This is a genomic window from Bacillus sp. HSf4 (assembly GCF_029537375.1).
In the GTDB taxonomy this organism is placed as follows: Bacteria; Bacillota; Bacilli; order Bacillales; family Bacillaceae; genus Bacillus; species Bacillus sonorensis_A.
Genome location: NZ_CP120679.1, coordinates 4,325,320 through 4,337,850, shown reverse-complemented (window position 1 = coordinate 4,337,850; position 12,531 = coordinate 4,325,320). Strand labels below are relative to the sequence as shown.

The following is a 12,531-nucleotide window of genomic DNA, read 5'->3' as shown; positions in this document are numbered from 1 at the left end:
CTTTCGTGTTAGTTCCAGATCAAATAATCAAACGCCCCTAATGCGGCATTTGCCCCCGATCCCATTGAAATAATAATTTGGTTATATGGTCCGTCTGTGCAGTCTCCTGCAGCGAACAATCCAGGAATGGTTGTTTCGCCGCGTTTATCGACTGCGATTTCGCCGATGCGGTTACGCTCGACGGTTTCCGGCAGCCATTCTGTGTTTGGCACAAGGCCGATTTGGACGAAGACGCCTTGGAGTTCGACGTGTTTTTCTGCTCCTGTTTCACGGTCAACGTAAGTGATGCCGTTAACGTTTTCGTCGCCTGTGATTTCTTTTGTTTGCGCGTTTTTCACGACAGTTACATTAGGGAGGCTGTAGAGACGTTTTTGCAGAACTTCGTCCGCTTTCAGCTCCGGCGCGAACTCAAGAACAGTCACATGGTTGACGATGCCTGCAAGGTCAATCGCTGCTTCGATTCCGGAGTTGCCGCCGCCGATAACGGCTACGTCTTTGCCTTCAAACAGTGGACCGTCACAGTGCGGGCAATATGCGACACCTTTGTTTTTGAACTCTTGTTCACCAGGTACGCCGATATTGCGCCAGCGGGCCCCTGTTGAAAGGATGACGGTTTTGCTTTTCAGAACAGCGCCGTTTTCCAGTTCAAGTTCAAACAGATCTTTTTTCTCGAGACCTTTTGCGCGTTGCAGGTTCATGACGTCGATATCATAATCCTTCACATGTTCTTCAAGGCTTGCCGCAAGCTTAGGGCCTTCGGTGCGCTTCACGCTGATAAAGTTTTCGATGCTCATCGTGTCAAGGACTTGGCCGCCGAAGCGTTCGGCAACGATTCCCGTGCGGATGCCTTTGCGCGCCGCATAGATCGCTGCGCTTGCACCGGCAGGTCCGCCGCCGACAACGAGGACATCGAACGGATCTTTATCAGAAAGCTCAGACGCATCTGTGCCGCTGCCCATCTTCGCAAGAATTTCTTCAAGTGTCATTCGGCCGCTGCCAAAGGATTCGCCGTTCAAGTATACGGTCGGCACCGCCATGATGTTTTTGCTCTCAACTTCTGATTTGTATGCCGCACCGTCAATCATCGTGTGTGTGATGTTCGGGTTGAGCACACTCATCATGTTCAATGCTTGTACAACATCAGGGCAGTTGTGGCATGTGAGGCTGATATAAGATTCGAAGCGGAATTCGCCGCTGATGTTCTTGATTTGATCGATGATTTTTTGATCGACTTTTGGCGGTCTGCCGCTCACTTGCAAGAGTGCCAGCACCAAAGATGTGAATTCGTGTCCGAGCGGAACGCCGGCGAATGTCACGCCTGTTTCCTCTCCGGCGCGATTGACGCTGAAGCTTGGCGTTCTGTCGAGCTGCGCCTTTTCAACAGTGATTTTGGATGACATGGAAGCCAGCTCTTCTACAAGAGCCAGCATATCCTTAGAGACACTGTCATCGCCTGCACTGACTTTAAGGACGATGTCATTTTCAATCATCTGCATGTATTGGTTTAGTTGTGCTTTGATATTTGCTTCAAGTACCAATTGAATGCACTCCTTAGATTTTGCCTACGAGGTCAAGGCTTGGTGTCAGGGTTTCAGAACCTTCTTCCCATTTAGCCGGGCAAACTTCGCCTGGGTTTTGGCGGACGTATTGAGCCGCTTTTACTTTGTTGATCAGGATGCTTGCATCACGGCCGATACCGCCGGCGTTGATTTCAACGGCTTGGATGACGCCGTCCGGATCGATGATGAATGTTCCGCGGTCAGCAAGACCTTCTTCTTCGTTAAGTACTTCAAAGTTGCGGGAGATCGTTTGAGACGGGTCGCCGATCATCGCATAAGTAATTTTGCCGATTTTTTCTGAGCTGTCGTGCCAGCCTTTGTGTACGAAGTGCGTATCTGTAGAAACAGAGTATACTTCAACACCAAGCTCTTTTAGAGCAGCGTATTCGTTTTGCAGATCTTCAAGCTCAGTCGGGCAGACGAAAGAGAAATCAGCTGGATAGAAGCAGAAAATGCTCCATTGGCCTTTCAGGTCCTCATTTGTTACATCGATGAACTCACCGTTTTTGTAAGCTTTTGCTGCGAATGGTTTTACTTCTTTTCCGATTAAAGACATGCGTAAATTCCTCCTAAATGTGTTATAGAAAAATAAAATAATAGAATTTATTTTTCTGTAATAATTCTAATTATATATAGATTATTAAATAATATATATTTTTTGTCAAGGGAAAAGAAGCACTTTATTCTTTTGGCTTTTTTATGGATGGTTTAGAATGTTGAGCCTCCTTTATAGCCAGGGTATCAGCGGGTGGAGATGAGAATGAAGACTGCTACTTGAAAATGCACCCGTCTTCTCATAGCAAGAAAAAGCCACCCACTAAAAGAATGGACAGCTTCTAAGACTTTTTCTTTTTCTCAACATGTTCGATCGTTTCTCCGTTCATTACGCTGTATAACCGGCTCTTTGGTTCATATATTTTTTGAGACGGCCATAGTCCGTGATGACCGGAAAATATATAGCTGAGCAGACAAGCGATAAAAAAGTACTCTGCTCCTTTTCCATCAAACATTTCCAATGCCAGCAAGAATGCGGAGATAGGGGTATTCGCACCGCCGGAAAACGCTGCAATCAGTCCCAACGCTGCTAAAAATGAGAGAGGTAAATGGAAAAAGGAGTGCAGGGTGTTCCCTAGTGTTGCTCCCATGAAAAATAATGGTATCGCCTCACCGCCTACAAAGCCTGTCCCCAAAGTAATGGCTGTAAAAATGAGCTTGGCCAGGAAGGCAAAAGGAGGTACATCTTCTTGAAAAGCCTGCTCCAACATGTTCAAACCCCGTCCATTGTAATCTTGTGAACCAGCCAATAAAAATAAACATACGATGATAATACCGCCAACAAAGGCTCTTATCATATGGTTTTTCTTAAACACTCTCTCGCTGTATATTTGTATGCCGTGTCTCAATTGGCAATATGAGACGCTTAATAGACTGAATATAACAGAAACAAGAAGAATTTTTACAAACGTAATGAAAGATAACTCAGGCAGAGCATGGATCATAAATTCTTCATGTTTCACTCCCCAAGCTGCAGTCGTGATATAGTGACCGGTGAAACTAGCTACAACACAAGGGACAAGCGCTTCAAATTTCAGCTTTCCTAAAGCGGTCATCTCCATTCCAAATACAGCCCCGGTCATGGGTGCGCCAAATGCAGCACCAAATCCGGCGCTAATACCGCTCATAATGAAAATTTTAGTTTCTGCCAAACGGACCTTAAACAACTTGTTGATCATTTCCGCGACGCTGCCTCCCATTTGGACAGCTGCCCCTTCTCTTCCGGTCGATCCGCCGAAAAAAACCGTGATAAAAGTTCCGAAATAGACAATAGGCCCCATTCTCTTCGGAACTTTTTTGTTTCCATTAACAGCATCAATGACAAGATTATTTAATTGGGCCGTGTCATGTAAGGTGTTATTTAAGACTACTTTTCCATATTTCATGTATATGTAGCCAATGACAAGTCCTCCAAGCGGCAGAAGGTAGATGAGCCAGTCATTTTGCTCTCTGACTTCACCCAGGTAGTCGTTTGCTTCAAGCAGGAAGGCTGTCACTGATCCGACAATACCGCCAATGATGCCTCCACATAATATCCATTTGCCAAGAATATTAAAAAAAATGCTATACTTCATAGACAGCCTCATTTCAATCCTTTTGGATGCTTTTTGGAATGTGTAGGGTCTTTAATTTTCGTAAAAATGTTGTCTGAGGAGTTTGCTTGCGGTGCCGGGGTGTCCATACGAGTTTGCTTGAGATTCATTTCAAGCAGTGATTTCAACTGTTGAATATCTTCTTTAGTCGCATATTGCTTATTCGGCTTTAACATGTATCCTAACTGACCGTTGGATTCGAGTGTCGCTCATTGTAAATCCTTGAATGATTGAATATTTTGTTGTCTCAATCTTACTTCAAGCATATCTACAGTTAAGCGCATTTTTTTATATGATTGATTTGAATTTGACCACCCTCGACGATTGGAACTGATTTTCCATAAATAAAGCTCTCTAAAGCATCAAATTTCAAAGTAAGATACTCAATCAAAAGAAGAGTGAGAATCATTAAGAATGTAACAATCAAGGTAATCCGAATATTTCCATCATTAACTGGTTGCATAATTAATGAACCGACAGCTATCATGATGACAGTATGTGCAACAGTAAGCTGTGAAATAGATTTTCTGCCAGGTAACCGTAAAATGAGTACTCCTCCTATAACAATGACAACAGCTTTCCAGATGAAATGTAAATCCAAGAATATTCCTCCCAAAAAACAAAGAATAATTATATGTTGTAAAAGAAATACAAAATTATTCATGGCTAAAAAAACAAAAGCCATCCCCTAAAAGAATGGCTTCGAATTGATAATTAAATTCCTTGATAAGCAGAACGGTAAATCTCAGCCAGCTCAGACACCAATGGAAGCTTCGGATTGGCTGTTGTGCATTGGTCTTCAAAGGCGCGATCTGCCAAGGTGTCGACTTTGCTTTCAAATTCTACTGCGTCTATGCCGTTATATTTCAGGCTCATTGGGATATCGAGCTCTTTGGCAAGAGCGATGATCGCTTGAACAAGGCTTTCGACGCCTTCTTCAGTCGTTTTGGCCGGCAAGCCCAGCATTCTGGCAATTTCCGCATAGCGCTTATCGGCTACAAAATGGCTGTATTTCGGAAATGCCGTGAATTTCTTCGGTTTTGTCGCATTGTAGCGGATGACATGCGGCAGAAGCACGGCGTTGGCGCGTCCATGGGCAATATGGAATTCAGCTCCAAGCTTATGGGCCAGGCTGTGGTTGATGCCTAAGAAGGCGTTGGAGAAAGCCATTCCGGCAATGGTTGATGCATTATGCACTTTTTCGCGCGCCAGTTCGTCACTGCCGTTTTTGTACGCCTTCGGCAGGTATTCGAATATCAGCTCGATGGCTTTCATCGCCAAGCCGTCGGTATAGTCGTTGGCCATGCAGGATACATACGATTCAATCGCGTGTGTCAGGACGTCCATCCCTGTGTCCGCTGTAATGTGCTTCGGCACCGTCATGACAAACTGCGGATCGATGATCGCTACGTCAGGCGTCAATTCATAATCAGCGAGCGGATATTTCGTATTGGCCTCCTTATCTGTAATAACGGAGAATGAGGTGACTTCAGAGCCGGTTCCTGATGTTGTCGGGATCGCCACGAACTGTGCTTTATCGCCCAATTTCGGATATTTGGCGATGCGCTTGCGGATGTCCAGGAATTTTTGTTTTAATTCAAAGAATTTCGCGTCAGGGTGCTCATAGAACATCCACATTCCTTTTGCGGCATCCATCGCAGAACCTCCGCCAAGAGCGATAATGACATCAGGCTCGAATTTAGCCATCATGTCGACGCCGTTCATGACCGTTTCAATAGATGGATCAGGTTCTACATCGGAGAAAATTTCGCAATGAACGTAGTCCGGGCGTTTCCTTAAGTAGTGAAGGACGCGGTCGACATAGCCCAGCTTCACCATTCCCGGGTCTGTCACAATGAACGCTTTTGAGATGTTCGGCATTTTCGCTAAATATTGTGTTGCGTTTTTTTCAAAGTAAATTTTCGGCGGCACTTTAAACCATTGCATGTTAACATTCCTTTTTGCCACTTTTTTCGTATTGATCAAGTGAACGGCACCAACGTTTGTCGATACAGCGTTCCCTCCGTACGTCCCGCAGCCGAGTGTCAAGGAAGGCATATAAGCGTTGTAAATATCGCCGATCGCTCCCTGGGAAGACGGGGCATTGACGATGATCCGTCCCGCTTTCATCCTCAGGCCGAATTGCTCGATCGCGTCTTGATCTGTTGTGTGAATCACCGCAGAGTGGCCGATACCGCCGAACTCCAGCATTTCTTCAGCCCGTTTTAAGCCTTCCTGGAGTCCGTTCACTTTGTAGCAGGCCAAAACCGGACTTAATTTTTCTCTTGAAAGCGGGTATTGCGGTCCGACACCTTTCAGCTCGGCAATGAGGATTTTCGTGCCTTCAGGAACCTTGATGCCTGCCATTTCGGCAATTTTGCATGCGGGCATACCGACGATATCAGCATTGACGGCACACGTATTTTCATTGATCACCAATTTTTCTACCTTTGTTTTTTCGTTTTCATTTAAGAAATAGCAGTTGTTTATCGTCATTTCGGCTTTGACGTCTGAATAAATGTTTTTATCGATGATGACGGCCTGTTCTGATGCGCAAATCATGCCGTTGTCGAAGGTTTTCGATAAAATCAGATCATTGACGGCTTGCTTGATGTTTGCAGATTTCTCGATATAGCACGGTACATTTCCCGGTCCGACGCCAAGGGCGGGTTTTCCTGAGCTGTAAGCGGCCTTCACCATGCCGGCGCCGCCTGTGGCAAGGATCAAAGATACTTTCGGATGGGTCATTAAAGCCCGGGTTGCTTCAAGTGAAGGGGTTTCAATCCACTGAATGCAGTGTTCGGGAGCCCCCGCTTTGACCGCCGCATCTCTGAGGATTTTTGCCGCTTCACTGCTGCACGTTTGTGCGGATGGATGGAAGGCGAATATAATTGGGTTTCTTGTTTTCATTGATATCAGGGATTTGAACATCGTGGTCGATGTAGGGTTTGTCACAGGTGTCACCCCTGCAACGATACCGACAGGCTCGGCGATTTCGATGACGCCCTCATGTTCATCCTCGTTGATGATGCCGACCGTTTGATTGGATTTGATATTGTGATAGACATATTCTGTGGCAAACATGTTTTTGATGATTTTATCTTCGTATACCCCGCGTTTTGTTTCCTCTACAGCGAGCTTTGCGAGGGGCATATGCTGATCAAGCCCGGCAAGCGCCATCTGCTTGACGATGGCGTCGATTTTCTCCTGGTCCAAGCGGCGGAATTCTTCCAACGCCTTCAGCCCTTTTTCGACTAAACGGTCAATCATGTCTGAGACATTTTGCTTTTGTTTGAGTTCCTTTTCTTCAACTGCCATTGCAAACCCTCCAATAACTTGATAGGAATCTGATTACAATAGAATTGCCAGAGAATGTTTGTGAAACATTTCACAAGTTGTGTTAAAAAAATTTTTCCCGTTGATTCAGGCCGTTTTTTTGTGGTCTCATCTCCTTGTATTTTTGAATGAATTTATCATAACACGGATTTGAAATAGAAGTTTGTGAAATGTTGAACAAAGTATGAATCCTATTAAAAATAGGACTTAGGACATATATCTGGATTTCTCAGAAATAAAACTGCACATCCAAGAAGATGTGCAGTTCATCTGTCATTCATACCAATCCGTATGAAACACGCCTTCCATATCCGTGCGCTCATACGTATGGGCGCCGAAATAATCGCGCTGCGCCTGCAAAAGGTTTGCGTTGGAGCGGCCTGTGCGGTAGCCGTCATAATAAGAGAGGGCGGTGCTCAGGCACGGGAATGAGATGCCTGAGCTGATCCCTTCACAGACGACTTTTCTGAGTCCTGTTTGGTATGCCTTGAGCTTTTCCGCAAAGTACGGCGCCGTCAGCAAATTGGACAGGTCCGGCTGTTTGCGGAATGCATCGCTGATCAGATTTAAGAAATCGGCGCGAATGATGCAGCCGCCCCGGAAAATCAGGGCGATATCATTTAACGGTAGATCCCATCCGTACAGGTCGGACGACATTTTATATTGGGCGAAGCCTTGTGCATAGGCGCAGACTTTCCCCATATATAAGGCTTGTCTGACGTAATCGATCCACAAATCCTGATCCAGGTGTTGAGCTTTTTTTTCCGGCCCGGCAAGGATCTTCTCCGCGGCGACCCGCTCGTCTTTTAAAGACGACAGGTAGCGGGCGAATAACGATTCCGTGATAATCGATGATGGGATGCCATTGTCGACGGCTTGCAGGCTTGTCCATTTGCCTGTGCCTTTTTGGCCTGTTTTATCAAGGATGACATCAATCAGCGGTTCACCCGTCTTTTCATCTGTTTTCCTTAGAATGTCCGCGGTGATCTCGATGAGATAGCTTTTCAGCTCGCCTTCGTTCCACGTTTCAAAAATGTCAGCGATTTCATTAACGGATACATGTAATTGGTCTCTTAAAAATGTATACGCTTCCGCGATCAGCTGCATATCGGCGTATTCGATCCCGTTGTGGACCATTTTCACAAAATGCCCCGCACCTTTTGGTCCGATATATACACAGCATGGGTCATCTCCCACTTGCGCAGCGATTTTCGTCAAAATCGGAGCCGCTTTTTCATAGACATCCCGGTCTCCGCCAGGCATGATGGAAGGTCCTTTTCGAGCGCCGACTTCACCGCCGGAAATGCCGATGCCCAGGTAGCCGATTCCCTTCGCTTTCAGTTTTTCATATCTTCGTTCTGTGTCTTGGTAGTGGGAGTTGCCGCCGTCCATGATGACATCCCCTTCTTCAAGCAAAGGAATGAGTGAGTCAATCACTGAATCGACCGGTTTTCCCGCTGTGACCATTAAAAAGATTTTGCGCGGTGTTTCTAATGACTGAACGAAATCCTGAAGCTCGTAGTACGGATTGAGTACCTTTCCATCAGTCTTTTGGACAAGCTGGTCGGTTAAATCCCTTGTGTAATTATAGACTGCGACCTGTTCCCCTTTGCTGGCCATGTTCAGAGCGATATTGCTGCCCATGACGCCTAAACCTATGACTCCTATTGTATTGAACATTTGTTACCTGCTCCTTCTTCTTGAAACTCTTTATACAATTAGGCTTAACAATAAAGTAAATCCTAATCCGGCTACTGCGATAATTGTTTCCAGCACCGTCCATGTCGCGAATGTTTCTTTCATGCTTAAGCCGAAGTACTCTTTGAACATCCAGAAGCCTGCATCATTGACGTGGGAAGCGATTACACTTCCGGCCCCTGTGGCCAGCACCACCAATGCAAGGTTGACATCGGTTTGTCCAAGCATTGGAATGACAAGCCCGGTTGTGCTTAAGGCAGCAACTGTGGCAGATCCTAAAGAAATACGCAAGATGGCCGCGATCAACCAGGCAAGCAAAATCGGAGACATTGACGTTCCTTTGAATAATTCGGCCACATAGTCGCCTACCCCGCCGTTAATAAGGACTTGTTTGAAGGCGCCGCCGCCTCCGATGATCAAAAGCATCATGCCGATTTGCGTAATGGCTGTTGAGCAGGAATCCATCACCTGTTTGATCGGAATGTTTCTCGCGATTCCCATCGTATAGATGGCGACTAATAAAGAGATCACCATCGAAGTCGATGCATTTCCGATGAATTGGATAAATGCAAGCGCACCATTATCGGCAAATCCCATCGTCTCATGAAGCAATGTAATAATCGTAGAGATGGACATGATAATAACCGGAAGCATCGCTGTAAATACGCTAATGCCGAATTTTGGTGTTTCCTCGAGCTTGAATGTTTTTTGTTCACCTAATGACGCGATGCTGCCCATTTTTTCAAATGATTGCGGGACGATTTTTTTTGCTATTTTCGTAAATATGGGTCCGGCTAAAAGCACTGTTGGAACGGCAACGATGAAACCGTAAAGCAGAACTTCCCCGATGTTGGCTCCGAGTTCTCCGGCGATTGCCGTCGGCCCCGGATGCGGAGGCAGGAAGCCGTGTGTGACGGATAAAGCCGCCACCATCGGAATCCCCAAATATAAAATAGAAATCTTTAATTCTCTTGAAATGGCAAATACAATTGGAATAAGCAAAACAAGTCCGACTTCAAAGAATAAAGCAACCCCGATGATAAATGAAGCGATGACAACGGCCCATTGAATATTTTTTTCGCCAAATTTGTTGACGAGGGTCATCGCAATCCGCTGCGCGCCCCCTGAATCCGCGATCAGTCTGCCGAGCATGGCGCCGAGCCCGAAGATCAAGGCGATGTGGCCAAGCGTGCCGCCGAGTCCTTCTTCAATCGTTTTGACGATTTCATCAAGCGGCATGCCGAGCGCCAACGCGACGCCGAACGATACAATAATCAAGGAAACAAACGTGTTCAGTTTCAATCCCATAATTAACAGCAGTAATGCGACAATCCCGATTGCTACAATGAGTAATGGCATGATAACGCCTCCAATTCTTGTTGTTTTTTTTTGTTAGTTAAGGCTTCTTTGGTAATTGGAAATTTGTGTATATTCGTGTTCCAAAGACCGCGACAAGTTGATAAAGATCGGCATTAATTTTCTGTACTCCCGGGCAGCTTCTTCTTTCGGCGAATGCCGGTGGGTGCTGCCGATCATGTCTGAGACGATGTCGAAGGAATTGATTTTTCCTGTGGCATAAAGGCCTAAAATGCAGGCTCCCAGACACGAACTTTCGAAGCTTTCAGGGACGACGACTTCCGATTCGAAGATATCGGCCATCATTTGCCGCCACACGTCAGATCTTGCAAAGCCTCCTGTCGCTTGAATGCGGGTGACAGGTCCGTCCATGCATTCCGTTAATGCCAAAAAGACGGTGTATAAGTTGTAAATGACCCCTTCCAATGCCGCGCGAATCATATGTTCCTTCTTATGGGACATGGTGAGGCCGAAGAATGAACCGCGCACATCCGGATTCCACAGCGGAGCGCGTTCGCCCGCGAGATACGGGTGAAAGAGCAAGCCATCAGCGCCGGGTCTTACCCGTTCGGCGATTTTGGTTAGCACATCGTACGGATCAATGCCGAGCCTTTTTGCCGTTTCGATTTCTGCAGAGGCAAATTCGTCCCTGATCCAGCGAAGAACGATGCCGCCGTTGTTGACAGGTCCGCCGATGACCCAATGGTTCTCTGTAAGCGCGTAGCAAAAAATGCGCCCCTTTTCATCGGTTTGAGGTTCATCGATGATTGTGCGGATCGCGCCGCTTGTCCCGATTGTGACGGCAATTTCGCCTTTTTTAATAGCGTTGACGCCGAGGTTGGACAGCACGCCGTCGCTTGCTCCGATGACAAAAGGTGTCGCCGGATCGATTCCCATTTGCTCGGCAAAGGCCGGCTGGCAGTTTTCAAATATCGCTGTTGTCGGAACCAGCTTTGACAAATGATCTCGTGTAACGCCTGCGATGGATAACGCTTCTTCGTCCCAATCCAAGGTTTTCAGGTTCATCATTCCCATGGCTGAAGCCAGAGAGTAATCGACGACATATTGATCGAAAAGCTTTTTGAAAATGTACTCTTTGATTCCGATATATTTTTTGGTTTTGGAAGCGATTTCATGACGTTCATTCACAATCCAGGCGATTTTGCTTAACGGTGACATCGGATGGATCGGTGTACCTGTTCGCTTATAGACTTCATGTCCATTCAGCTCATCCTTGATCTTATGGGCCCAGCCTTCGCTTCGATTATCAGCCCAGGTGATGCACGGTGTCAGCGGCTGGTCTTTTTCATCCATGGCGATGACACTGTGCATGGCGCTGCTGAATGAAACAAATGAGATCTTTTTGTGCGGATGTTGTTTCGTGATGTTGCCAGCAGCAAGAATCACGGCCTGAAAAATTTCATCAGGGTCTTGTTCGGCTGTCGAGATATCCGGTGTGTAAAGCGGGTATCCGATGCTTTCCTTTTGGATCACATCCCCTTTCTCACTGAATAAGACAGCCTTCGTGCTTGTCGTCCCGATATCAATCCCTAACATATAACTAGTCATTTTCTTGTTCAGCCCCTTTAGACAGCATTTGTTGCGATAACCAAAGGTCTTCAACCTTATCTTGTACGTCATCGAAATTTTGATGTAAGGACTTGAGCATCAGGGCTCTATCTTTTGTTTTGATCGCTTCAATATAAAGCTCATGATTGTTCAATACCCTTGCAAAGTCTTCATACTTTTCCTTTAAGCGCGCACGCATCGATAAAAGGATGAAGCTTTCCATTACAGGCTTTAAATTATTCCAGATCATCAGAATATAGGAGTGGTTGATAGACCGTACAATCGTTTCATGAAATAACACATCTTGATAAGAGAATTCATCCGCATCTTTGTATTTGATGGAGATTTTCATCATTTCTAGTATTTTGCTGAGGTCGGTCACTAATTGATCGACATCGGCTCTTCCCAGCCGCTCAAAGACAAACGTTTCCATGAGCAGACGGACATCGTAAATCTCCCTAATCTTTTTCTCTGTTAAACCAATGACAACGGCGCCCATTCTTTCCAGGCGAATGATTCGTTCAGAAGCAAGGATTTTTAAGGCTTCGCGAACGGGCGACCGGCTCACCGAAAATTCCGCAGCCAATTTATTTTCCGAAATGATGGTACCGCTTTCAATCATTCCGGAAATAATCCGCATCCTCAGTTCTGATGCCACGCGGACACCGGTTGAAGCTCGTGAAAGCCACTTCTCGGGATATAAAAAACTGTTAGATTCACTCATAACGTCACCTTCCAGTTATACGAGTATACTTGTATACAAGTATGATAACGCGAATTTTTTGATTATGCAAACACTTTCATTTCTAATTTTTATGAGAAATTTTCCCATGATTGCAAATGATCAAGGCCAGAGCGGTTATGTT

9 protein-coding genes are annotated in these 12,531 nt (G+C 45.8%); all 9 read right to left on the bottom strand.

Features of this window, described 5'->3' with window-relative positions; all coding sequences use genetic code 11:
- Positions 1 to 8: 8 nt before the first annotated feature.
- Positions 9 to 1,538, bottom strand: coding sequence for an alkyl hydroperoxide reductase subunit F (ahpF, locus tag P3X63_RS22250; protein WP_277692130.1), 1,530 nt, complete (start codon positions 1,536 to 1,538; stop codon positions 9 to 11).
- Positions 1,539 to 1,551: 13 nt separating this feature from the next.
- The gene (ahpC, locus tag P3X63_RS22245; RefSeq protein WP_026589422.1) at positions 1,552 to 2,115 is read right to left on the bottom strand and encodes an alkyl hydroperoxide reductase subunit C; all 564 of its coding nucleotides are present in this window, start codon (positions 2,113 to 2,115) and stop codon (positions 1,552 to 1,554) included.
- Between the two features lie 280 nt (positions 2,116 to 2,395).
- The gene (locus tag P3X63_RS22240) at positions 2,396 to 3,688 is read right to left on the bottom strand and encodes a voltage-gated chloride channel family protein (RefSeq protein WP_347176585.1); all 1,293 of its coding nucleotides are present in this window, start codon (positions 3,686 to 3,688) and stop codon (positions 2,396 to 2,398) included.
- Positions 3,689 to 3,980: 292 nt separating this feature from the next.
- Positions 3,981 to 4,307: a DUF421 domain-containing protein gene (locus tag P3X63_RS22235; protein WP_236251184.1), complete on the bottom strand. Its 327-nt coding sequence runs from the start codon at positions 4,305 to 4,307 to the stop codon at positions 3,981 to 3,983.
- A 113-nt stretch (positions 4,308 to 4,420) separates the two neighbouring features.
- Positions 4,421 to 7,024, bottom strand: a complete 2,604-nt coding sequence (gene adhE, locus P3X63_RS22230; protein WP_077735899.1) for a bifunctional acetaldehyde-CoA/alcohol dehydrogenase — start codon at positions 7,022 to 7,024, stop codon at positions 4,421 to 4,423.
- A 291-nt stretch (positions 7,025 to 7,315) separates the two neighbouring features.
- On the bottom strand, positions 7,316 to 8,722 hold the full coding sequence (gnd, locus tag P3X63_RS22225) for a decarboxylating NADP(+)-dependent phosphogluconate dehydrogenase (RefSeq protein WP_026589419.1): 1,407 nt from the start codon (positions 8,720 to 8,722) through the stop codon (positions 7,316 to 7,318).
- Between the two features lie 30 nt (positions 8,723 to 8,752).
- Positions 8,753 to 10,099 (bottom strand): GntP family permease, encoded by a 1,347-nt coding sequence (locus tag P3X63_RS22220; protein WP_277692127.1) that lies wholly within the window; start codon positions 10,097 to 10,099, stop codon positions 8,753 to 8,755.
- Positions 10,100 to 10,132: 33 nt separating this feature from the next.
- On the bottom strand, positions 10,133 to 11,665 hold the full coding sequence (gntK, locus tag P3X63_RS22215) for a gluconokinase (protein ID WP_277692125.1): 1,533 nt from the start codon (positions 11,663 to 11,665) through the stop codon (positions 10,133 to 10,135).
- Positions 11,658 to 12,389, bottom strand: a complete 732-nt coding sequence (locus P3X63_RS22210; RefSeq protein ID WP_026589416.1) for a GntR family transcriptional regulator — start codon at positions 12,387 to 12,389, stop codon at positions 11,658 to 11,660. The genes gntK and P3X63_RS22210 overlap by 8 nt, the downstream gene beginning before the upstream one ends.
- Positions 12,390 to 12,531 lie beyond the last annotated feature (142 nt).

Bases quoted from the DNA above. Each gene is read 5' to 3' on its own strand.
- adhE (WP_077735899.1), bottom strand. From the start codon at position 7,024: ATGGCAGTTGAAGAAAAGGAACTCAAACAAAAGCAAAATGTCTCAGAC.
- P3X63_RS22210 (WP_026589416.1), bottom strand. From the start codon at position 12,389: ATGAGTGAATCTAACAGTTTTTTATATCCCGAGAAGTGGCTTTCACGA.
- ahpC (WP_026589422.1), bottom strand. From the start codon at position 2,115: ATGTCTTTAATCGGAAAAGAAGTAAAACCATTCGCAGCAAAAGCTTAC.
- gnd (WP_026589419.1), bottom strand. From the start codon at position 8,722: ATGTTCAATACAATAGGAGTCATAGGTTTAGGCGTCATGGGCAGCAAT.
- gntK (WP_277692125.1), bottom strand. From the start codon at position 11,665: ATGACTAGTTATATGTTAGGGATTGATATCGGGACGACAAGCACGAAG.
- P3X63_RS22240 (WP_347176585.1), bottom strand. From the start codon at position 3,688: ATGAAGTATAGCATTTTTTTTAATATTCTTGGCAAATGGATATTATGT.
- P3X63_RS22220 (WP_277692127.1), bottom strand. From the start codon at position 10,099: ATGCCATTACTCATTGTAGCAATCGGGATTGTCGCATTACTGCTGTTA.